Genomic DNA, 21,967 nt, shown 5'->3' with positions numbered 1-21,967 from the left:
CAGAAAGGATTTATATTTTTTAATCTAGAGCTAAATCACCTAAATGATATGCACCATGACAGATAATAAAACCATTCAAACCCAGCTTATTCACGCCCCACGAAAGGCTCCTCAATACATCGTGAGCATTCAACCTCCCCTGTTTCGTGCATCGACGATTATATTTCCATCGACAGCGCACCTTTTTGATCGGCATTGGACAGATGCTTATGATTATAGTTATGGCACACATGGCACACCGACCACTTATACCTTAGCTGATCAATTAGCACAGCTTGAAGGGGGGACACATTGCTTACTCGCACCGAGTGGACTATCTGCCATTAATCTGGTTAATTCAACCTTTTTAAATCAAGGCGATGAAGTTTGGGTTCCAGATAATGTGTATGGGCCAAACATGGAACATCTCAAAAATCTACAACAACGTTATGGCATCATCGTCAAAGTCTATAATCCGATCGATGTAGATTCATTTACGCCTTCTACACACACTAAACTGATCTGGCTCGAAGCGGCAGGTTCAGTCACTTTAGAATTTCCCGATCTTAAAAATCTGGTTAAAAAAGCCCGACAAGCCAATGTGTTGATTGCATTGGACAATACATGGGGCGCAGGGCTCGCCTTTAACGCTTTCGATTTTTCAGATGAACACTTATCCGTTGACATCACTGTCCATGCGCTTACCAAGTATCCAAGCGGTGGTGGTGATATCTTAATGGGCAGCGTAATTACTCGGGATCAGAAACTTTATCATCAGCTCTTTAAGATGCATGCCACACAAGGTATTTGTGTGTCGGGTGATGATACCGCACAGGTTATACGTAGCCTGCCGCATATACACCTACGTTATCAACAACAAGCCAAAACCACACAAGATCTATTAGCGTGGCTCAAACAACAGCCTGAGTTTGCACAAGTTTTACATCCCAGCGATGCGAATAGCCCTGGACACGCCTTTTGGCAAGAAACCTGTATTGATCAACAAAGCGCAGGTTTGGTCAGTGTGATCATTCAAGCCGACTATGACATGAACGCCGTTCGCCGCTTTTGTGATGCCTTAACATTATTTAAATTAGGTTTTAGTTGGGGCGGCCCCGTAAGCCTGGTGATGCTTTATGATTTAAAACAAATGAGAGTATTGCCAAATACACATCTACAACAGGGTTTATTGGTTCGCTTTTGTATAGGACTAGAATCTGCCCAAGATTTAATACAAGATATCCAAAATGCACTCCAACAAATTGAAAAGTGATAAGAATAGGAATAAGTATGAGCACACCAATTGTGATTGCAAAAAAAACCACAGATATTCATCAGGATATTGTTTTACATTCCGAATTTGCGAACCGTCACGGTCTGATTGCAGGTGCAACAGGAACAGGTAAAACTGTGACACTCAAAGTCATGGCTGAAAATTTTTCTCGGATTGGTGTGCCTGTTTTTTTAGCAGATGCAAAAGGTGACGTCTCGAGTATTGCCAAAGCGGGAAGTGATAATCCAAAATTTGATGAACGGATTAAATCACTTGGTATAGACACTATTGCGTTTGCTGCTTCTCCCACTATTTTTTGGGATTTATTTGGTGAACAAGGTCATCCAATTCGTACCACTGTCTCTGAAATCGGGCCATTGCTTTTGGCTCAAATGCTGAATTTAAATGATACACAGGAAGGTGTGCTTTCTGCGGTGTTTCGTATTGCAGATGATCAAGGGTTATTGCTCATTGATTTTAAAGACTTAAAGGCCATGCTGAGTTATGTCAGTGACAATGCAAATGACTTAAAAGCAGATTATGGCAATTTATCCCCTGCAAGTTTAGGTGCAATCCAGCGAAATTTATTGGCATTGGGTGATCAAGGTGGTGAACAGTTTTTTGGTGAGCCAAGTTTAAATATTCTGGATTTTATTCAGACCGATAGTAATGGTCATGGTTATATCAACCTGCTCGCCGCAGATAAACTGATGAATACGCCTAAACTTTATGCGACCTTTTTGCTGTGGATGCTTTCAGAGTTATTTGAACAATTACCAGAAGTTGGAGATCTGGATAAACCAAAACTAGTATTTTTCTTTGATGAAGCGCACTTACTTTTTGACAATGCCAGCCCTGCTCTCCAACAAAAAATTGAACAAGTGGTACGCTTGATTCGCTCCAAAGGTGTGGGCATTTATTTTATTAGCCAAAATCCACTCGACATACCAGAAACGGTTTTAGGGCAACTCGGAAATCGGGTTCAACATGCTTTACGTGCCTTTACACCAAAAGATCAAAAAGCAGTGAAAACAGCAGCAGATACCTTTCGTGCCAATCCTGAATTTAAAGTGGATCAAGCCATTACTGAGCTTGCCGTTGGTGAAGCATTGATTAGTTTTCTGGATGAACAAGGCACGCCACAGATCGTGGAACGTGGCTGGATCATGCCTCCCTATTCTGCATTTAGCCCTTTAAGCGCTGATGAACGTAAAGCATTAATGTCGCAAAGTATTGTCGCAGGAATCTATGAACACGCTGTAGATCGAGATAGCGCCTATGAAATGTTACAGCGCAAAGTGAGCGAAAGTGCAGCGCAACAACAAGCCCAGCTCGAAGCCGCACAACAAGCCAAACAACAAGAAACAGATGCGAAGCAACAGGCAAAAGAACAAGAGCGTTTAGCACGTGAACAGCAAAAGGCAGATGAAAAAGCACAACGCGAGCGAGACAAGCTCACACAAGACGTACTTGGAACCTTTGCAAAAAGCGCAGCACGTAGTTTAGGCGGACCAACAGGACAAAGACTGGTTCGCGGCTTGCTCGGCTCCTTGTTTGGAAAACGCTAAATAACTTTCAAAAATACACTGATTTTACAAAACTAATCTCTTGTAAAATCAGTGTTTAATTTTTTTGCGAAAAACCAATCAATTTGACTAATACGATCTATTTAATCCCTTAAAAAAATCATGACTTTTAATTAAAGATGCATTGCAAATGTATTTTATAAGATGTATTTTAAATATATCTTATATAGCCAGATAAAAAGGTCTAGCCATGACTCCACAACAAATCGAACTTGTAAAATCAACTGTACCTGTCTTACGTGAACACGGCGTCGCACTGACCAGCTATTTTTATAAGCGTATGCTTGGCAATCATCCTGAACTCAAAAATGTGTTTAATCTGGATCACCAAACAACAGGACGTCAACCACGTGCCTTAGCCGCAGCAGTTTTGGCCTATGCAGAAAATATCGAAACCCCTGAGAAACTAGCCAAAGCAGTGGAACATATTGCAACCAAACATGTCAGTCTGGATATTCAACCCGCGCAATATTCGATTGTGGGAGAAAACTTATTACATTCGATTAGTGAAGTGCTTGATGTCCCGTTTGAATCAGATTTAATCGAAGCGTGGAAACAAGCCTATTTGCAATTAGCTGATATTTTGATTGGGGCTGAGCAACAAAAATATGATCAGTTGGCTTCGCAAAGTGGAGGATGGTCAGGTTGGCGTAATTTCAAAATTGTGTCGATCGAAGATCATGCAGAAGGTAAATTTTTTAACATTCGTGCAGCCGATCAACAAACGATTCCAACGGCACAAGCAGGTGAATATATCTCAGTCAAAGTCCATGTTCCCGAGAAAGGAATTGATCAACCTCAACAATTTAGCTTTAGTTCAGCTCAGGATACAGCTCAATATGGTTTCTTAGTCAAATCACAGGCTGAACATAGTGAATACGATGTTGCCAATATTCTGTTAAGTCACTATCAAGTCGGAGATGAGCTCGCTGTTTCTGCTCCTCTCAAAGGTTAAACTGAATATAAAACTGTGATTTTCAGGTGTTTGGACTCGGGAGTTTCCTTCGGGAAACTTTCAGGCTAATATGATCTTTATAAATTTCTGGTATTTAGCTCAACATGCAACTCAATAAATTTACCGACTATGCCTTGCGTATACTCATGTACGTTTCACGCCCAAGTGAAATGCCGTATACCATCGCAGAAATCGCGGCTGATTTGCATGTTTCTCAAAATCATTTGGTCAAAATTGTACATTTCATGGCTAAACAAGAGTGGATCATTACCACGCGCGGCAAAGGCGGTGGACTTCGTTTAAATCCCAAAGCGCTCGATCTGACATTGGGTAAAATCGTACGGATCTTACAAGGTGATCATCAGATTGTAGAATGCAATACTCCGCCTTGTGTATTACGCTCGCACTGCGGCTTAAAAGGAATTTTAGATGATGCACTGGAAAGCTTTTATCAAACACTCGACCAATACACTTTAGCCGATGTTTTGGCTGCTCCGCCTTCTACTTCCAGTCATTCACCCATCGAGTTTATCTCGATCTCCTGATCGTTTGATCCAAATGCGGTTAAAATTCGCGTCAAAGGCTCGCATCCTTTATAATGCGTTTTATATATATTTTGATTGTAAAAGTTAAGCTCTATGCATCGCTATGCGAAATCCAAAGACACCAAAGCCAAACTCGCCCCTAAACAAAAAATTAGTTATGAGAAAAAGGCTGATCCTGCAATTACTGAATACTCAGTAAAGGCACTCAATTGGCTACGCAAAGCTGAATTTTTAATGAGTGCGCCCAAACTGGCACTTTGTGTAGAAGATACAGGTTATGAAATTGCCTTTGCAGGACGTTCCAATGCAGGCAAGTCCAGTGCCATTAACACCTTAACCAATCAAAAACAACTGGCACGTGCGTCTAAAAAGCCAGGACGTACCCAGATGATTAACTTTTTTAGTCTAGGGAATCCTGATCAGCGTTTGGTGGATTTGCCAGGCTATGGTTATGCCGCTGTCCCTGAAGATATGAAACGGGTTTGGCAGAAAGAACTGGAAAATTATCTGATTCATCGTCAAAGCTTACAGGGTTTAGTGCTATTGATGGATATTCGTCATCCACTCCAACATTTCGATACCATGATGCTGGAATGGGCGCATTCACGTAAATTGTTTGTGCATATTTTACTGACCAAAGCGGACAAAATGAATCGTGGCCCTGCTCATCAAGCCCTACTCGAAGTTAAACAAAACCTAAAAAAGATGAAGCTGAATTTTTCCATTCAACTTTTTTCATCACTCAATAAACAAGGACTTGAAGAGCTTGCCAGTGTAATGGCAGGTCGCTTAAATTATACCTTAGAGCAACAGTCTGAGTTTGACCTCAGTCAAATTGCAGAGGCTACAATTGATGATGAAGATGAAGCAGATTTAGTATTAAAAGAAGAATAAACTACCGCTTTTCTGATCATTTCATCACGTAATGACAATTGAATGTCCCGTATTGCAAAGCAAAATACAGGGGCATTTTTTATACTCAAAAAAACCAGCAAAAGTTCGATAAGAACAAATAAAGGTAAGGACATGAGTATTTTTTCATTTTTTAAACACAAGTTGCCAGGATCTTCGATTCACTATCGCATTCAACCACGAAAGGTAAAATTCGACTGGAAAGAAACTCCAGTGGACTGGATTCCCAATCAACCTTTTGCCAGTTATTTCATCAATGAAATTAACAATATCTTACCTGCGGGCGAGTTCTGGTTCTGTCGTCTTTATAATAAAGTCTTGCCGCAAATTACCGATGAAAAACTCAAACAAGATGTACAGGCTTTTATTCGGCAAGAAGCCATGCATGCCAATGCGCATACCTCTGCCAATAAAGAATATTTGTCTGCCCGTAATATCGATATCCAGCGTAATCTGGACATCATGAACTTTTTATTTAGCAAGTTATTGGCAGATAAACCTCTAGACTATGACGTGCCTAAAGCGTTACAACATCAGTGGGATTTATTTCGTTTAGGTGTGATTGCCACAGTAGAACACATGACGTGCGTATTGGGTAAATACGCGCTTTACAACAAAAAATGGGAAGAACTCGGCGCTGACCCTGAAATGGTCGATTTAGTCAAATGGCATGGTGCAGAAGAAATTGAACATCGGACAGTTGCATTTGATTTATATCGTCATTTAGGTGGTGGTTATATTGCCCGTTATTATTTAAGTGTCGCAGTGATTGCGGGGGTATTAGGTTTATGGGTCGATGGTGCCGCACATATCATGAAACAAGACCCACGTTTCGCAGATAAAAATCCGAGTCTGTGGCATCCTTGGATCTGGTTAGAATGGCTTAAACAAGGGCGCAAGGATAACCAAGTCCTTCCTAGCCCAATCTGGTTGGTTGCACAACAGATCGATTATTTAATGCCATGGTACGATCCAGTCAAAGAAGGAAGTACCGAAGATGCTGTCCAATATTTAGATCAATCTCCAGCAGCGAAACGGGCGTTATTAACTGCTGCTTGAATGAAGTTACCTGCGTAAAACAAGAGATAAAAAGCAGAAGTTCTCCTCTGCTTTTTATCATTCTCGTGATGCAATGTCTTCAGTCGACCATCTTAATCGCACTGCATTTTAAGATGGTTCAATAGAATCTGATTTGGCATAACGATCTACCACGACACTAATCATCATATCTCCCTGCACATTGACCACAGTTCGTACCGTATCTAAAATTCGGTCGATTGGCAGTAAAATCGCAATCGCTTCGGCAGGAAGCCCAACAGACTGTAGCACCATGATCATGGTGACCATTCCTGCACTTGGAATGCCTGGCGCACCCAATGATGCAATCATGGCAGTTAAACAAACAATCAATTGCTGAGTCAGGGTTAAATCCATTCCTACCAAATTGGCAATAAATAATGCGGCAGCGGCTTCATAGAGCGCGGTACCGTCCATATTTAACTGCGTTCCTAAAGGAATAACAAAACCTGCTGTTTGTGGGCGAACCTTGAGATTTTCTTGGGCACACTTCATGCTCAATGGCATCGTGGCTGAACTGGAACTGGTGGCAAAAGCAGTAATGAGGGCTAAGCGTGTACCTTTAAAAAAAGTGATGGGATTCATTTTTCCAAAAATCCACAGTAATAAGGGCAACACCACCGCACCATGAAAAATCGTCGTTCCTGTTACAACTAAGGCGAACTCAGCCAGACTGTTCAGGATTTTGACATCTTCCGTTGCAATCAGTTTAGCGAGTAAGGCTAAAATTCCTAATGGAGCCAATTTCATGACCCAGCCGACCAACATCATCATGATGTCAAAAAACTGTAAGCTTAGAACCCGTACAGACTGAAAACGATCTCCACCTTTAATTAAAGCCGCCCCGATGAACAAGGCAAACACCACAACCGCTAGAACATTGCCATCGCTAAAAGCTTTAAAGGGATTAATCAGCGTATTTTGAATAAAATTCGTAAAGAAGGTGGATGGCGATAATGTATCTGGAGATTGATGATTACTCATGGCTTCACTAAAAATTCCGATATCCATGCCTTTGCCCACTCCAAATAAATGAGCACAGCCAATACCGAGAATTAAAGCCAATGTAGTCGTAGTTAAACAACATAATGCTGTGATTTTCCAGACTCGACCAAACTGCCCGCTGGCTTGCAAATTTGAAACTCCCACCACTATTGAGGAAAAAATCAGTGGGATTAAAAGCATTTTCAACAGCCCGATAAATATGCTACTGATAATACCAAGTCCATAGAGACTCTGTTGAAAAAAAGCGGTGTCTGGGTATAGATTTAATAAAAACCCAAATGCGATACCGATGATTGCAGCAACTAAAATCTGTGTATTTAAGCTCATACCATTTGAAATAGAATGTCATTGTTTTGAATTACTATGACACGCAAGATGTCTAGAATCGAATAATTTTTTAGCATATCTGACAATTTAAAAATAAAAAGCCGCATCCATGCAGCTTTACTGAAACATTTGATGTGGTTTTATTGGTTATTAGCTATTTCACGCAGGCGTATAAGCCCCTCTTGTGTGGTACTACAAACCAGTTGTCCATTTTGCCACATGCGTCCAAAATTTAATCCACGTGAATTTGCAGTGACGGTGGCTTCCATGTCATACAGCATCCATTCATCCGCACGGACTGGACGATGAAAATAAATGGCATGATCGATACTGGCACATTGCAAACTCGGTGAAATATAGCTTAAACCATGCGGTTTTAAGGAAGTCGTCATTAAGCTGAAATCAGAATAAAATGCAACGATCGCTTGATGTAAAGACTGCTCATCCAACTCTTGAGGAATAGAATCATGGGTTCGGATATAGTGTGCGTTAATCGGTGCTTGTGGTTGAGGTTGAAATGGATTGACTGGATCAATCGGGCGAATTTCAACATGTCGATCACGCATAAAACTGGCACGCACATTTTCAGGCAGGAAATTAACTAATCCTTCTTTGAGTTCATTTTCTGATTTGAGGTCTTCTGGCGCTGGATAGTTAGGTTCTTCTGGTTGATAATTCAAGCCTTGTTCTAGATAAGCAAACGATATCATTGCCGAAAAGATGGTGCGACCATGCTGAATAGCACGAACTTGACGACTAGAAAAGCTTCGACCATCGCGTAAAGGATCGACTTCATAAATAATCGGTGCATTGACATCACCGCCATAGAGAAAATAAGCATGTAGCGAATGTGCAGGACGATCTGTAGTATAGGACGCAGCACGTAACGCTTGTCCCAGAACTTGTCCACCAAATACGCGTTTTCCGACCAGATTACGGCTTTGTCCACGGTATAAATGATCTTCAAGCCTTTCAAGAGATAAAAGCTCGACAAGTTCCTGGGTTAATGCATTCATAAGATACCTTTAAAGTGTCGGCAATTTAAAAACAAGACAACTGTAAACTATAAAACATATATACGGTATTTTTCCACAAATTCAGAGTATAACCATCAAGATTAGTTGACTGTCATGTCACACTTTAGCATTGTTATTCGTATTAAAAATACGTTTTTTAACGATAAACACTAGCGCAATCCATGTGATTTATCAGAAAATAGCCCATTGTTTTTCACATCAATTCACTAAGGCAGTTTTCGTTCTTTAGGACAGAGATTGTTGTTTGAGTAGGAGTTCTTATGGCCAAGAGTGGCTTGGGTCAGATGTATCGACGCCTGTCGAGTAAATTACTTGACCTCGTGGTAACACCGCATGTTCTTGGGGAAGTCCCTTCTGAATCTACTGATCAGCAGACTTCAGAACATCCTGCACAGAAAAAAGTCGTCTGCTATGTATTACAAAATTACTCTCGCAGCAATGCTTTAGTTCTTGATGGTGAAACACGTCGTTTGCATTTAAAGCCCGCACTAGATCCACTGGTGATGGATGATCACAAAGAAAAAGCATCGGTTTTATTTTTACAGCATCACGATGAAAAGAATTTACTCAATCCACCACCGCATGCCTTTCCTCCGCGATTACTGCGTTTAATTGAGTTTTTAGACAAACATCCTGACTACGATATTGAACTGGTTCCTGTCACGGTGCTATGGGGGCGCTCTCCTGATAAAGAAGATTCATGGTTTAAGTTGTTATTTACCGATACATGGGCAACCCCAGGTAAAGTTAAACAATTGATGAATATCGGTCTGCATGGTCGTCAAACTTATGTTGAGTTTCATGAACCGCAGTCGTTACGCCAACTGGTCAACTATGCCAGTGCGCATTACCCGAATCTGTCTCCTGCCACATATATCGTAAGCACTCTGAATGACTATTTAGATAGTCAACGTGAAGTGGTTCTGGGACCTGACTTGTCTGACCGCCGTAATGTGATGGAATCCCTGATCAAATCACGTGATGTGCAGGATGCGATTCGTCGGGAAAGTATTCGCGGCAAAGTCAGCATGCTTGAAGCTGAACGCCGTGCGATTGGCTATTTAAATGAAATTGTCTCAGATTATTCATATTCAGCCATCCGTTTTGCTGATATGGCCCTGACTCGATTGTGGACACAACTTTATGATGGTGTCGAAGTTCATAACTTTAGTACCGTACGTGAACTGGCCAAAGACTACGAAATTATCTACACACCATGTCACCGCAGTCATATCGATTATTTATTGTTGTCTTATGTGATTTATCGTCGTGGTTTAATGGTGCCGTATATTGCAGCGGGAGATAATCTAAATCTGCCATTTGTCGGTCAGCTTTTACGTGGCGGCGGTGCATTTTTTATTCGTCGTTCGTTCCGTGGCAATGCACTTTATACGTCTGTATTTAAAGAATACCTATATAGTATTTTGTCGCGTAATACCCCACTTGAATATTTTATTGAAGGGGGCCGCTCGCGTACTGGTCGCTTACTTCCGCCCAAAACAGGCATGCTGGCCATGACCATACACAGTCATTTAAGGGGTCGTGCCAAGCCGATTGTTTTTGTTCCTACATATATTGGTTATGAACGCTTAATGGAAGGTTCAACCTATGTAGGAGAAATGCAAGGCAAACCCAAAGAAGCAGAATCCATCTTCGGGATTATTCAAACTTTACGCAAAATTGAACGTATTTTTGGCAAGGTACACGTTAACTTCGGTGAACCTGTGTTTCTGGACGATTTGCTAAAAGCACATGGTGCAGATCAGATCAAAATTGAGAAAAACGATGATCCGATTCCACCACAAGTTTCAGAGGTCATTAACAGTTCAGCACATGCGATTGTTGAAAATATTAACCGCGCTGTAGTGATCAATCCTGTTTCGTTGCTTTCTTTAATTTTATTGGCAACCCCTAAACACACATTGGACGAAGAGTTGTGTATTAAACAACTCGATGCTTATCGTAATCTTGTTACCACACTTCCTTATGATGAGCGCACACAAGTTACACCGCTGTCTGGTAAAGAAATTATTGCTTACGGCTTGAAACTGAAATTGATTAAACGTGTTCAGCATGTATTAGGCGACATTATTGCAATCGAAGATTATCAAGCGGTGTTGTTGACCTACTTCCGCAATAATATTTTACATGCTTTTGTGCTGCCCTCTTTAATTGCAGCGCTAGTTGAACACAATGGTAGAATTAGCCAGAAAAATCTGATCAATGTCATTAAAACACTCTATCCGTTTTTACAGGCAGAGTTATTCCTGAAATGGAAACCTGAGCAACTTGAACAGCAAATTAGTCAATATGCCGACGCTCTGATCAATGCCAAACTGATTGAACGCGACAGTGAAGGCGACTTGATTAGTCCTGCACCAAATTCAGAAGATCATAATCAATTGGTGATCTTAGCAGCTCCAGTCAAACAAAGTCTGGAACGCTACTACATGACCTTGGCATTAATTGCACAACGTGGTTCTGGAAATATTTCGGTAAGACAAGTCGAGGATTTGAGTCATTTGCTAGGGCAACGCCTGTCGGTCCTCTATGAATTCAACTCACCTGAATTTTTTGATAAATCATTGTTCCAGAGCTTTATCAAAGTTCTGACCCAGCAAGGATATATCTGCACCAATGAACAAGGGGCAATCGCGTTTGAACGCAACTTTAGCAATATGGCTGAAGGTGCCAAATTGGTACTGGATGAAGCAACCTTACAAATGTTGCAACATATCACCACCTTTAATGATGATGAGCTTAAAGCTGCACTGGACGCAGTCGCTTCACAACAAGCAAAACGTCGTTCAAAACGTAAAAAAGCTTAAATGATCCTGTCATATAAAATTTGAGCTCAACAGGGCAACTTCGGTTGCCATATTTGATTTACCAGATCTGACACTCAAAATATTGCGGTTCATCTTTACAGCGTAATTTTTTGATCAGTTTGACAAAGCGCGGATCGTAAAAAAAGTTCTGGGAATATTGATTGCGTACTTTAGCAATAACCACATTATAAGCTTGTTTCTCAGTGGCAGAGACATCCATCCAATAATACGCGGGTAATCGATTTTCCCAGCGTATCACTTGTCCCACCAACACCCTTGCCTGTCCTGCAAACCAATGCCGCATATTCACACCAAAATCTGATGGGTATTCAGCAGCGCGAATCACAATATTTAAGCCTGTATAGACCACTGGAAAATTGATGACTCGTGTCGATTCACCAAACTCTTTTCTCAAATTATAAGCAAGTAAAGCATAAACAGGGACAGGTAAAATATCCACCTGATTACTTTTAAAGGCCTTGATTGCGTTATCAAAACTCACAGCTACAGGCTGTGCACGCACACTACGCACCAAAGCCGTTTGGGGCGGAACTTCAGCCAAAACACCAATCCGTTTATTTTTTAAGTCTGTCACTTTATAAAGCGTTGGCGTTTTGAGCATCATATAGGTCATTCCCACAGGAATAAACCCGACCACCTCATACTCTCCTTGTTGCATGGCAGAACGTAATGCAGGTTGGTTCAACAACTGAATAAAATGCTGCGCGGTTATATTATTTGTGATAAATCCCACACCAGCCGTACTTCCCATAAATGCATTATAGTTTCGAGTATTAAAGTTGGTTGCGACCAGACCTGAACATTCTTTCTGATTAAATTGTGCAATAGCCTCTGTTTCATGCTGATAAATTTTAAGTTGCAAATTGACCTGATCACGCTGTGCATAAAGCACAATCTCTTTTAAACGCTGGGTAATATCCCCTTGCGCACCGACTGGATCATATACACACCATGTCTTTTCAACCGCTGCCACCTGTTGTACCACGATGAGCAGAAGCAAGCTTCCAAATGCCTGTTTAAACATCGTCCACCAATCTTGTATTTATCGGTTTAATTTAATTGTAGATGTTGCCGCATTCTTGAGTTTAATTAAATTATTGGCTTTGCCTATGTTGTTTCAGGCAGATTGTATAGTCATTAAAGCAAACTGAATGCTGTAATTGAAATCCCGTTTTGAGCATCCGTGTTGCATATAAGCGTTTTCCTGAAATTTCCTGACTGCCCAATTGTAGCTTTGGCAAATCGAGTTGTTGCTGGAACCACAAGATAATTTCATGTAAAGCTAAAGGGTGGTTATTGGTCACGATATAAGACGAATCAACATTTTTTAATGTCGATAAATACGCTAAAAATCTTGCCAGATCATCAATATGAATGCGGTTGCTATAATGAATCTTTGGGTAACTAATGGTGTTTTCTGCCATTTTTATTAAACGCGCAACCGATTGACCATAGATCCCAGAAGGATGAATTATCACGGTCTGTTTCGGATATGCTGCCCGCCATTTTAATTCCATGTCACGCAAGATTTGTCCTTGCTCATCTACAGGTTGAATGGGCGATTCATCATCGACTCGTTCGCCCTGATGTTCACCATAAACCCGTGTCGATGACAGCACCATAATCCTTTGTACAGGATGTGATTTTAATGCATGAACGATTGGTTCAACTGAATCCAGATAGGTTTGACGATAGGCCTCTACACTACTTTCTGAAGGCGCCAAAGCCACATAGACCAAATCAATTGGTGCAAGATTGTCCAGATTAAGGTCATGCACATCTTGAATGAGGTGATTCGCGTACACATCTGTTTTCGGGCTACGGCTAATTGTGGTAATTTGATGTCGCTGTTGATTCGAGTTCTGTTCAAATAGAGATTGGGCAACGCGTTGAGATGTTTTACCATAACCAATAAATAAAATATGCATGCATGATCCTGATGTAAAGGGTCCTGACTTGGAGAGATATGACTTCAGTCCAGCAGTTACAGGGTGTCGGTGGTGCTGCCGCTGCACTTTTGGAAAAACTTAATATTTTCACCACCGATGATCTTCTGTTTCACCTGCCGCGTGACTATGAAGATCGTAGCACGGTCATTCCCATGAACCAACTGGTGGTGGGACGCAGCTATTTGCTTGAGGGTGAAGTCAAAGCTCTGGACTTTCCACCTGGAAAACGTAAATCTCTGGCCGCTTTACTGCAAGATGACTCAGGTAAAGTTACCTTACGCTTTTATCATATTTATAAAAATCTGACTGATAAGTTAAAAGCAGGTCATCGTTTACGTGTTTTTGGGGAAGTTCGAGTCGGCGCGCGCGGTTTGGAGATGTATCATCCTGAAATACAACTGGTCACTGATCATAGCGCTTTACCTAAAACTCAGCTCACTGCAATTTATCCCAGTACAGAAGGACTGACTCAGCCCAAACTGCGTGAATATGTCAAACAGGCACTCAGACAATACAGCGATCATTTACCAGAATTATTGCCTGAACAATACACCAATGGTTATGCGCTGAAACAAGCTTTACAGTATATCCATGAACCGCCTGTCGATGCCAATATGCAGCAATTGGCACAAGGTTCACATCCCGCACAGCAACGACTGATTTTTGAAGAACTGGTCGCACATCAGGTCAGTTTACTCACCCGACGTGCCTATATTCGACAAATTGCTTCTCCCAGTTTTAGTCCAAGCAAGACCCTTGCCAAAGCCTTACTCGCCCAATTACCCTTTGAAATGACACAGGCCCAAAAACGAGTGTCCAAAGAAATCGTCACCGATCTCAAGCAAAACAAACCCATGCTACGCTTGGTACAAGGTGATGTCGGCGCAGGCAAAACATTGGTTGCCGCTGTCGCTGCTTGTCATACATTAGAAGCAGGATGGCAAGTTGCGCTAATGGCACCGACTGAAATTTTGGCCGAGCAACATTATCTAAATTTTAAACGCTGGTTTGAACCACTAGGAATACAAGTCGCGTGGCTGTCTGGAAAACAAAAAGGGAAGGCTCGTACACAGGCTGAACTAACTATTAAAACTGGTGAAGCACAATTGGTAGTGGGTACTCATGCGTTATTTCAGGATACCGTTGAATTCGCTAAATTAGGTTTGGTGATTATTGATGAACAACATCGATTTGGGGTCGATCAACGTTTGGCACTTCGCAATAAAGGGAATGATCAACTTACACCACATCAGTTGGTGATGACAGCCACCCCGATTCCACGCACCTTAGCCATGAGTGCCTATGGCGATCTGGATACCTCCATCATTGATGAACTCCCGCCGGGACGTACCCCAATTCAAACTGTCACTATTCCACTCGATCGGCGCGAACACGTACTGCAACGAATCGCCAGTAATTGCCGTGAGGGCAAACAGGCCTACTGGGTGTGTACACTGGTCGAACAGTCGGAAACCCTAGATGCTCAAGCCGCCGAAGCCACCTATCAGGAAATTAAAGAACGCTTTCCCGAACTGAATATCGGACTGGTTCACGGCAAAATGAAAGCTGATGAAAAACAAAGTGTCATGCAAGCATTTAAGGACAATCAGTTGCAATTATTGATTGCGACGACCGTGATTGAAGTTGGCGTAGATGTTCCCAATGCCTCGATTATGGTCATTGAAAATGCTGAACGACTTGGACTCTCCCAACTCCATCAATTACGTGGTCGGGTTGGGCGCGGTGCAACCGCCAGTTTTTGTGCCTTACTTTATAAAACACCTTTATCGCAAAATGGACATGAAAGATTATCCATTTTAAGAGAAAGTAACGATGGTTTTGTGATTGCGGAAAAAGATCTGGAAATCCGCGGTCCTGGAGAATTATTAGGAACCAAACAAACAGGTGATATGGGCTTTCGCGTGGCACGTCTGGAGCGTGATGATCATTTGCTGACACAAGCACATTATGTGGCAGAACAGATTTTAAAAAATTATCCAAAACAAGCTGATGCATTACTTAAACGCTGGTTACCCGAGGCGCCGCGCTATGCCTATGTTTGATGATATTAAAGCCTCCATGCAACAGCTTGGACAAAAACTTTTACCCTGCCGTCTGTGTAAATCCAGTCCACGTTTAAAGCATTATGTTCTATGTAAAAGTTGCTGGCAGCAATTGCCTTGGCTGAAACAACCGATCCATCGGCATGAATTACAGATCATGGCGGCCTGTTACTATGATTATCCGATCGATCGTATTTTACAGCAGTTTAAATACGAACAAAAATTACATCACCAGCCCTTACTCGATCAACTCCTTGCCCAGATGAAATATCCTAAAGTTCAGGCGATTGTGCCCATGCCGATCTCAGAGGCACGTTTGATCGAACGCGGTTATAATCAATCTTTGCTCTTGGCACAACAACTGGCAAAGAAACTCAATCTTCCCGTCTGGCAGCCGATTCATCGGCTTGAACAACATTCTCAAAAAGGACTGAATCGAATAGAGCGGATTCAAGGCATAGAACAGCAGTTTGTTCTGTTAGAGAAACCCCAAATTCGCTACAGAAAAGTCTTGATCATTGATGATGTCGTCACGACTGGCAGCTCAATTTATGCCTTGCATCAAGCATTACAACAATTAGGATGCCAGCAGATTTACGCATGTTGTATTGCAGCAGCAACAAATCAAAACGCCAAAACTTAAAAATCGCTAAATCTTTAAATACTTTCGACACCAAGGCATCACCACTTCACGTGTTAATGGTGCAAGTGCTGTAACTTGATCATCTAGCGTAACCCATTTCATTTCGGCAATCTCGGCTGCAATCTGCGGCGTCTGCTTTAATTGCGCCAAATAAACATAACTTACCAATTGATGATCAGGCTCATTGGCCGTTGCTGTTTCAAAACATCCAATAAACTGATCAATCTGAATATCACAGCCAATTTCCTCTTTGATTTCTCTTGCAATCGCTTGTTCAGGCGGCTCATTTGCCTCTAACTTACCGCCCACCTGCATAAATACATGAGTATTTTTCTTACGCACCACCAAGAGCTCACCTGCCTCATTTAAGATAATCGCTGCGGCAACGGTAATTCTCTTGGCAGTGCTTTTTTTCACATCAACTTTTTCCACAGCGCTGTCTCAATGTTAAGGATGAACTTGCGTTTGTGCACCCCACTTCGGCGCGGCAGGTTGATAATGCTCAAAGGCATTTAAAATCACATCAATCTGATCTGATGCAATTAACTTCTCGACAAAACGCGACTGAGTAAAGCCTCGCTCTACTGTTCCTTGAATCATTTTGAGTAAATCATCATAAAAACCCTGAATATTTAAAAAAGCACAGGGTTTTTGATGAATTCCCAACTGTGACCACGTCCATTGTTCAAAAATTTCTTCCAGTGTGCCTGCTCCGCCTGGCAAAGCAATAAAACCATCCGAAAGTTCAGCCATTTTGGTTTTACGCTCGTGCATATTTTTTACGATATGCAATTCAGTTAGATTGGGATGGGCCAATTCACGATCAACCAAAGCGGTAGGAATGACTCCAATCACACGGCCGCCTGCCTGCAAGGCACTATCTGCAACCACACCCATCAGTCCTGAACGACCACCGCCATACACCAGTGTTTTGCCCTGTCTGGCAATGGTTTCACCTGTCAACTGAGCGGCTTGTAAAAATAAAGGATCATTCCCAACTGCTGAACCACAAAAAATACAAATTGAATTCATAAAACTTTTAACCATGTTTTTAAGCTGTCATGCTTACAATATAAGCTTTAGCAAGATTTTTTCAGAAAAAACGACAACAATGAGTGTTTTTAAGTGAATCCTTGTCTAAAATACACCCATCAAATTTATCCATACTGCGCAAGGGAGAAAAGACATTATGCTTGAAGCCTTTTACGCCACAGAGCGCGGTAGCCTTGAAGATGCAACCATTAATGGTGGTTTTGATCTACATCAGGATCTGGTCTGGATCGATTTAATTGCACCCTCTCAAGAAGAGCAACAATGGGTCATTGATGCCTATGACCGAAATCTACCCACCCTCAAGTCACTTGAAGACATTTCATCCTCTGCCCGATTTTACCGCGATGATGATGGCATTTTGCATATCAGTACCTATTTTTTAACGAAAAATAAAAATTATCAGGTCGATGGCGATAATGAAGACACCAGTCATATCTTAGCAACGGTACAAACGGTCGCATTTATTTTACATAAAGATCGGCTATTTACCATGCGTGGTGAAAAGCTGGTGGCGTTTCGTGCATTTCGTGCCCGTGCACGACGTAACGACTATGACATGGATTATAAAGATCCGACTTGGATTTTACTCGGTTTACTCGAAGCTAAACTGGATGAGCTTGCGGATATTCTCGAAGATATCCACAAAGACTTGGAAAAATATTCTACAGAAGTGCTGAATAACCATCATCGTGAAAAGATTTTAGATCTGGATGACATGATTACCCGTCTGGCACAACAAGAAGACGTACTGGGTAAAGCGCAACTGTGTCTGATTGATTTACGTCGTGTCCTGACCTTTTTATCTCGTCCACGTGCTTTGGGCAGTCATATTTATGATGCGGACATTCGCGAGTTGAGTGAAGACGTTCGCTCACTGGTCGAACATGATGCCTTTTTATTCCAGAAAGTTCGTTTCTTGCTCGATACTACATCTGGATTCATTAATACCGAGCAGAACGACACCATTCGTCGATTCTCGATTTTACCGAGTATGCTTGCGCCACCGATGTTGATTGCTAGTATCTATGGGATGAATACAACGGAGTTACCCTTTGCCCATGGTGCTTTGAGTTTTTTAATTGTTGCAGCAATTTTGATGGTTTCATTTGTCGGTCCAATGATGTACTTCCGCTGGAAGAAATGGGTTTAAAATTATCGATATAAAAAAAGCACCGAGATTCGGTGCTTTTTTATTGAAATTTAATTAGCTGTGCAGCAGGGTTAAATCATCCTGTAAATGACAAGACTGGATAATTTTGAGCATTTTTTCTGGTACATCCTGAAAATGTAACCCTTGTGCATTTGGTGTTTTTCTTAGCCATTGCACCAAAACCGCCAATGCCAAAGTACTGCCATGCTGTAATTGGCTTAAATTCACCACCAAAGGAAAGTGTTGATGTTGTTGAATCAAACGCAGACCATCCTGATAAACCGTCTGCGCATTGTCAAAATCAATCTTTCCTGATAGCACCAAGTGCTGATCGACGATTTCAATCACAATAAACCTTCACTTATTTTTTGTTTACAGCCGCATCAGCATCTGGCTTAAAGTTGGCAATGGCTTTGTCCAAATTACCACCATTACGCTGTACCGTTGCAGCAAACTGGTTACGGAATTGCAAACCTAAATCAATACCAGACACATTGATATTACGAATTTTCCACTGACTGCCAGCATCGGTAAGCTGGAAAGAAACAGGAATCTTGTCGCCTTTGTTACTAAAATCAATCGTCACCACAGGGTTACGACTACCCGTTTCTTTATAAGGGCGTATGGTATAGCTTTGATTACTATATTTTGCAAACGCAGTACCATAGTTTTCAATCAAAGTTTCACGGAAATTCTTTTCAAACTGCGCACGTTGCGCCGCGGTACTGTTTTGATTGGTCGCATAAGTTCCCATCACAATGCGGGTAAAGGCTTGCGAATCAATATATGGATCAAGATTTTGACGTACAATTGCTTTTACAGCAGTCGGATTGTTTTGCAGCTTGGCATGATCTGCCTGTAAACGCGAAATAAAATTATCGGCAACACGTTTAATAAATGCTGGTGGCGCTTCTGCTGGCGCAGCAAATGCAGTACCCGCAAGAAGAGTGGATAATACACTTGCAGTAAGGGTTTGTTTGAACAACGTCTTCACAAGAATCGCTCCTTAAAATTACTCAGTAAAAGAAGGTTCGGCACTATTGGATGCAGCCGCCTGTGGCTGTGACGCCGAGTCTTCTGCCGAGCCACCCGATGATGATTTATTGGCACCACCAGTAATAAACTTACTAATCAGATCTTCAAGATCCATTGTACCTTGAGTATTGGTAATATTTTCACCACGTTTTAAATAGTTAAATCCACCACCTGGTACAATTTTAAGATACTTTTCACCTAATAAACCGTTGGTTGCTATCATTATATAAGCATCTTCATCAATATTAGTGATGGATTTCATGTTGGCAATCAGTTTCTGTTCCATTTCTTTTTGTTGCGCAGCATTGGCTTGCGTATAATCAGAACTGTAACGTAACTCATCCAAAGCATTTTGTTGAACCGCCTTGAGCTGTTCTGCATTGAATGAGGTCAATTTTCCATCCAGATCAAAATCAACAGTCGCCAAACGAGTCACAGGATCAAGCGTAATCGATTCAACCCGTCCGACAGTTACGCCACTCATGGTGACTTTAGCACGTGGTTTAAGACCATTCACATTATCAAAACGCGCCGTCATGTGATAACTGTCATTTAAATTGGTTCCAACCAGACCACTGACTTTCATCGCCAAAAAGAACAAGGCCACGCCAAAGATAATGACAAAAATCCCTACGGCCAGCTCACTAGTACGTGATTTCATTAAACACCTCCGAACATGACCGCAGTCAACACAAAGTCAAAACCTAAAACACACAGCGATGAATACACCACTGTACGAGTGGTTGATGTCGCAATACCTTCTGAAGTCGGTTCACAGGCATAGCCCTGATAAACCGCAATCCATGTACAAATCAGAGCAAATACAATACTTTTAATCACGGTTCCATTAAAAATGTCATGCATAAACTGAATCGAGCTTTGCATGCCACTCCAAAATGAACCATCATCCGCACCCAAAAAATCGACGCCGACGACTTTACCGCCAAAAATACCAATCGCAGCAAATATAATTGAGAGCATCGGTAAACTCACAATCCCAGCCCATAATCTAGGCGAAACCACACGTTTTAATGGATCAACCCCAATCATTTCCATACTGGAAAGTTGCTCTGTGGCTTTCATCAGACCAATTTCAGCAGTTAGCGCAGAGCCTGCACGTCCTGCAAATAATAACGCTGCTACAACAGGTGCAAGCTCACGCAACAAGGTCAGTGCAATTGCGGTGCCTAGCATGGCCTCACTACCAAAAGTAACCAAAATGTTATACATCTGCAAGCCAAGAACAGCCCCAATAAATAACCCAGATACAGCGATGATGAGTAAGGACATGACGCCAACACGGTACATTTGGTAGATAAATCGACCAAAACCACCCGCAGACGGCAAAGAAAAGATAATTTGTAGCAACATTACCGTTGCGTCACCAATTCCACGTACCCGCTCAATCACGAGTCGACCTAACCAGGCAATCGCATTCATGGATGTACCTCGTTACTTAAATATGCTTGATGGCTAAATTGATATTCAACGGGTCCTTCGGCAGAGCCTGTCAAAAACTGTTTTACAAAAGGTGAAGCTGAAGCCTGTAATTGTTCAGGTGTCCCCTCACCCTGAATTTTACCTTCGGCAATCACATAAATATAATCTGAAATTTCAAGTGTTTCAGCAACATCATGAGACACAATTATCGTGGTTAGATCTAATGCTTCACGGAGTGAACGGATCAATCGCGTCAACACTCCTTTTACAATCGGATCCTGACCCGCAAAAGGTTCATCATACATGATCAAATCTGGATCAAGGGCAATGGCTCGTGCTAGAGCCACACGACGATTCATCCCGCCTGACAGTTCTGTTGGCATCAAGTGTTCTGCACCGCGCAAACCGACGGATTCTAATTTAAGTCCGACTAATTCAGCGATTAAATGTTCTGGTAAATGGGTATGCGCACGGATTGGAAATGCCACGTTTTCATAGACAGACATATCGGTAAAGAGTGCGCCACTTTGAAACAGCATACCCATACGTGCCCGTGCAGCAAATAACTCTTGACGAGACATGCTGGCAATATCCTTACCATCAAGCAGAACCTCACCACGATCTGGGGTTAATTGTCCCCCAATTAAACGTAATAGTGTTGTTTTTCCTGTGCCTGATGGTCCCATGATGCCTGTAATTTGTCCACGTCGAATGGTTAAATCAACATTGTCATAGATGACGCGCTCCCCTCGATTAAAACTCAGATTTTTCACTTCAATCAGTGGCTGAGCTGTCGAAAGTATCGAATTATTCATAGCAGTATATGTTCCTGCATATTTTAAGCTCATATAATATAGCACTGAACGTTTATGAAATTCTTGTTATTTAACAATGAAACGACCAATTACTTGATGAGCTGAATACTGTTATTTTGATGATCTTGCATTGCAAGTGCTTGCGGCGAAATATCATGGTGAACGTAGATACTATAAGAAAAATATAAAGCATTCCCAATTACTAGCGCTGCGCCAAGTTTGCGCAAATTGAAATGACGTAATCGGGACAAGAATTTTACATTAAGATCCTTTT

General features: G+C 41.7%; 21 protein-coding genes. 10 read left to right on the top strand and 11 right to left on the bottom strand.

The window, feature by feature from the left end:
• Positions 1-55 precede the first annotated feature (55 nt).
• The 6 genes from J500_RS07290 to J500_RS07265 all read left to right on the top strand — a co-directional run bounded on the left by J500_RS07290 (position 56) and on the right by J500_RS07265 (position 6,309).
• Positions 56-1,252: a PLP-dependent transferase gene (locus J500_RS07290; RefSeq protein WP_034698930.1), complete on the top strand. Its 1,197-nt coding sequence runs from the start codon at positions 56-58 to the stop codon at positions 1,250-1,252.
• 17 nt (positions 1,253-1,269) lie between these two features.
• Entirely contained in the window at positions 1,270-2,820 is a 1,551-nt protein-coding gene (locus tag J500_RS07285) for a helicase HerA-like domain-containing protein (protein WP_004995123.1), read from the top strand.
• 208 nt (positions 2,821-3,028) lie between these two features.
• Positions 3,029-3,793: a globin domain-containing protein gene (locus J500_RS07280; protein WP_004995125.1), complete on the top strand. Its 765-nt coding sequence runs from the start codon at positions 3,029-3,031 to the stop codon at positions 3,791-3,793.
• A gap of 104 nt (positions 3,794-3,897) precedes the next feature.
• Positions 3,898-4,338 carry an RrF2 family transcriptional regulator gene (locus J500_RS07275; protein WP_004995128.1) on the top strand — a complete coding sequence of 147 codons (441 nt, stop codon included), beginning with the start codon at positions 3,898-3,900 and terminating at the stop codon, positions 4,336-4,338.
• A 93-nt stretch (positions 4,339-4,431) separates the two neighbouring features.
• On the top strand, positions 4,432-5,232 hold the full coding sequence (gene yihA / locus J500_RS07270; RefSeq protein ID WP_004995131.1) for a ribosome biogenesis GTP-binding protein YihA/YsxC: 801 nt from the start codon (positions 4,432-4,434) through the stop codon (positions 5,230-5,232).
• A 132-nt stretch (positions 5,233-5,364) separates the two neighbouring features.
• Positions 5,365-6,309 carry a metal-dependent hydrolase gene (locus J500_RS07265; RefSeq protein WP_004995133.1) on the top strand — a complete coding sequence of 315 codons (945 nt, stop codon included), beginning with the start codon at positions 5,365-5,367 and terminating at the stop codon, positions 6,307-6,309.
• Positions 6,310-6,417: 108 nt separating this feature from the next.
• Here J500_RS07265 and J500_RS07260 read toward each other — a convergent pair whose 3' ends face one another.
• Together J500_RS07260 and J500_RS07255 are read right to left on the bottom strand one after the other, a co-directional pair.
• The gene (locus J500_RS07260) at positions 6,418-7,659 is read right to left on the bottom strand and encodes a dicarboxylate/amino acid:cation symporter (RefSeq protein WP_004995135.1); all 1,242 of its coding nucleotides are present in this window, start codon (positions 7,657-7,659) and stop codon (positions 6,418-6,420) included.
• 140 nt (positions 7,660-7,799) lie between these two features.
• Positions 7,800-8,675 carry an acyl-CoA thioesterase gene (locus J500_RS07255; RefSeq protein ID WP_004995137.1) on the bottom strand — a complete coding sequence of 292 codons (876 nt, stop codon included), beginning with the start codon at positions 8,673-8,675 and terminating at the stop codon, positions 7,800-7,802.
• 281 nt (positions 8,676-8,956) lie between these two features.
• Between J500_RS07255 and plsB the strand changes: the two genes are divergently transcribed.
• On the top strand, positions 8,957-11,524 hold the full coding sequence (plsB, locus tag J500_RS07250) for a glycerol-3-phosphate 1-O-acyltransferase PlsB (RefSeq protein WP_004995138.1): 2,568 nt from the start codon (positions 8,957-8,959) through the stop codon (positions 11,522-11,524).
• 58 nt (positions 11,525-11,582) lie between these two features.
• On the opposite strand, the gene J500_RS07245 is transcribed toward plsB, so the two are convergent.
• Positions 11,583-12,569, bottom strand: coding sequence for a putative solute-binding protein (locus J500_RS07245; protein ID WP_034698928.1), 987 nt, complete (start codon positions 12,567-12,569; stop codon positions 11,583-11,585).
• Between the two features lie 70 nt (positions 12,570-12,639).
• Complete coding sequence (locus tag J500_RS07240; protein ID WP_034698927.1) at positions 12,640-13,473, bottom strand: NAD-dependent epimerase/dehydratase family protein; 834 nt, start codon at positions 13,471-13,473, stop codon at positions 12,640-12,642.
• Positions 13,474-13,511: 38 nt separating this feature from the next.
• Between J500_RS07240 and recG the strand changes: the two genes are divergently transcribed.
• Positions 13,512-15,557, top strand: a complete 2,046-nt coding sequence (recG, locus tag J500_RS07235; RefSeq protein WP_034698925.1) for an ATP-dependent DNA helicase RecG — start codon at positions 13,512-13,514, stop codon at positions 15,555-15,557.
• A complete protein-coding gene (locus J500_RS07230; RefSeq protein ID WP_034698923.1) occupies positions 15,544-16,200 on the top strand; it encodes a ComF family protein in 657 nt (218 codons plus the stop codon). Before recG ends, J500_RS07230 begins: the two co-directional genes overlap by 14 nt.
• Before the next feature lie 6 nt (positions 16,201-16,206).
• Here the strand turns inward: J500_RS07230 and J500_RS07225 are convergent, their stop codons facing one another.
• Entirely contained in the window at positions 16,207-16,632 is a 426-nt protein-coding gene (locus J500_RS07225; protein ID WP_034698922.1) for an NUDIX hydrolase, read from the bottom strand.
• Between the two features lie 15 nt (positions 16,633-16,647).
• Positions 16,648-17,232 (bottom strand): TIGR00730 family Rossman fold protein, encoded by a 585-nt coding sequence (locus J500_RS07220; RefSeq protein ID WP_010588689.1) that lies wholly within the window; start codon positions 17,230-17,232, stop codon positions 16,648-16,650.
• A 157-nt stretch (positions 17,233-17,389) separates the two neighbouring features.
• Between J500_RS07220 and J500_RS07215 the strand changes: the two genes are divergently transcribed.
• Complete coding sequence (locus J500_RS07215; protein WP_004985290.1) at positions 17,390-18,403, top strand: CorA family divalent cation transporter; 1,014 nt, start codon at positions 17,390-17,392, stop codon at positions 18,401-18,403.
• Positions 18,404-18,457: 54 nt separating this feature from the next.
• Here J500_RS07215 and J500_RS07210 read toward each other — a convergent pair whose 3' ends face one another.
• Genes J500_RS07210 through J500_RS07190 form a run of 5 tightly spaced genes read right to left on the bottom strand, consistent with a single transcriptional unit; the run spans position 18,458 to position 21,693 of the window.
• Positions 18,458-18,751: an STAS domain-containing protein gene (locus J500_RS07210; RefSeq protein WP_004985287.1), complete on the bottom strand. Its 294-nt coding sequence runs from the start codon at positions 18,749-18,751 to the stop codon at positions 18,458-18,460.
• 13 nt (positions 18,752-18,764) lie between these two features.
• The gene (locus tag J500_RS07205; RefSeq protein WP_034698920.1) at positions 18,765-19,397 is read right to left on the bottom strand and encodes an MlaC/ttg2D family ABC transporter substrate-binding protein; all 633 of its coding nucleotides are present in this window, start codon (positions 19,395-19,397) and stop codon (positions 18,765-18,767) included.
• Between the two features lie 18 nt (positions 19,398-19,415).
• Positions 19,416-20,099, bottom strand: a complete 684-nt coding sequence (locus tag J500_RS07200; RefSeq protein WP_004985284.1) for an outer membrane lipid asymmetry maintenance protein MlaD — start codon at positions 20,097-20,099, stop codon at positions 19,416-19,418.
• Entirely contained in the window at positions 20,099-20,878 is a 780-nt protein-coding gene (gene mlaE, locus J500_RS07195) for a lipid asymmetry maintenance ABC transporter permease subunit MlaE (RefSeq protein ID WP_004985283.1), read from the bottom strand. Before mlaE ends, J500_RS07200 begins: the two co-directional genes overlap by 1 nt.
• The gene (locus J500_RS07190; RefSeq protein ID WP_004985282.1) at positions 20,875-21,693 is read right to left on the bottom strand and encodes an ABC transporter ATP-binding protein; all 819 of its coding nucleotides are present in this window, start codon (positions 21,691-21,693) and stop codon (positions 20,875-20,877) included. Before J500_RS07190 ends, mlaE begins: the two co-directional genes overlap by 4 nt.
• Between the last annotated feature and the right edge of the window lie 274 nt (positions 21,694-21,967).

The organism is Acinetobacter sp. 479375, from assembly GCF_000581715.1.
Taxonomy (GTDB): Bacteria; Pseudomonadota; Gammaproteobacteria; order Pseudomonadales; family Moraxellaceae; genus Acinetobacter; species Acinetobacter ursingii.
Note: the sequence above shows the minus strand (reverse complement) of the source record. Positions and strands in the feature narration are given on the sequence as shown.

Bases quoted from the DNA above. Each gene is read 5' to 3' on its own strand.
- J500_RS07290 (WP_034698930.1), top strand. From the start codon at position 56: ATGACAGATAATAAAACCATTCAAACCCAGCTTATTCACGCCCCACGA.
- J500_RS07285 (WP_004995123.1), top strand. From the start codon at position 1,270: ATGAGCACACCAATTGTGATTGCAAAAAAAACCACAGATATTCATCAG.
- J500_RS07280 (WP_004995125.1), top strand. From the start codon at position 3,029: ATGACTCCACAACAAATCGAACTTGTAAAATCAACTGTACCTGTCTTA.
- J500_RS07275 (WP_004995128.1), top strand. From the start codon at position 3,898: ATGCAACTCAATAAATTTACCGACTATGCCTTGCGTATACTCATGTAC.
- yihA (WP_004995131.1), top strand. From the start codon at position 4,432: ATGCATCGCTATGCGAAATCCAAAGACACCAAAGCCAAACTCGCCCCT.
- J500_RS07265 (WP_004995133.1), top strand. From the start codon at position 5,365: ATGAGTATTTTTTCATTTTTTAAACACAAGTTGCCAGGATCTTCGATT.
- J500_RS07260 (WP_004995135.1), bottom strand. From the start codon at position 7,659: ATGAGCTTAAATACACAGATTTTAGTTGCTGCAATCATCGGTATCGCA.
- J500_RS07255 (WP_004995137.1), bottom strand. From the start codon at position 8,675: ATGAATGCATTAACCCAGGAACTTGTCGAGCTTTTATCTCTTGAAAGG.
- plsB (WP_004995138.1), top strand. From the start codon at position 8,957: ATGGCCAAGAGTGGCTTGGGTCAGATGTATCGACGCCTGTCGAGTAAA.
- J500_RS07245 (WP_034698928.1), bottom strand. From the start codon at position 12,569: ATGTTTAAACAGGCATTTGGAAGCTTGCTTCTGCTCATCGTGGTACAA.
- J500_RS07240 (WP_034698927.1), bottom strand. From the start codon at position 13,473: ATGCATATTTTATTTATTGGTTATGGTAAAACATCTCAACGCGTTGCC.
- recG (WP_034698925.1), top strand. From the start codon at position 13,512: ATGACTTCAGTCCAGCAGTTACAGGGTGTCGGTGGTGCTGCCGCTGCA.
- J500_RS07230 (WP_034698923.1), top strand. From the start codon at position 15,544: ATGCCTATGTTTGATGATATTAAAGCCTCCATGCAACAGCTTGGACAA.
- J500_RS07220 (WP_010588689.1), bottom strand. From the start codon at position 17,232: ATGAATTCAATTTGTATTTTTTGTGGTTCAGCAGTTGGGAATGATCCT.
- J500_RS07215 (WP_004985290.1), top strand. From the start codon at position 17,390: ATGCTTGAAGCCTTTTACGCCACAGAGCGCGGTAGCCTTGAAGATGCA.
- J500_RS07200 (WP_004985284.1), bottom strand. From the start codon at position 20,099: ATGAAATCACGTACTAGTGAGCTGGCCGTAGGGATTTTTGTCATTATC.
- mlaE (WP_004985283.1), bottom strand. From the start codon at position 20,878: ATGAATGCGATTGCCTGGTTAGGTCGACTCGTGATTGAGCGGGTACGT.
- J500_RS07190 (WP_004985282.1), bottom strand. From the start codon at position 21,693: ATGAATAATTCGATACTTTCGACAGCTCAGCCACTGATTGAAGTGAAA.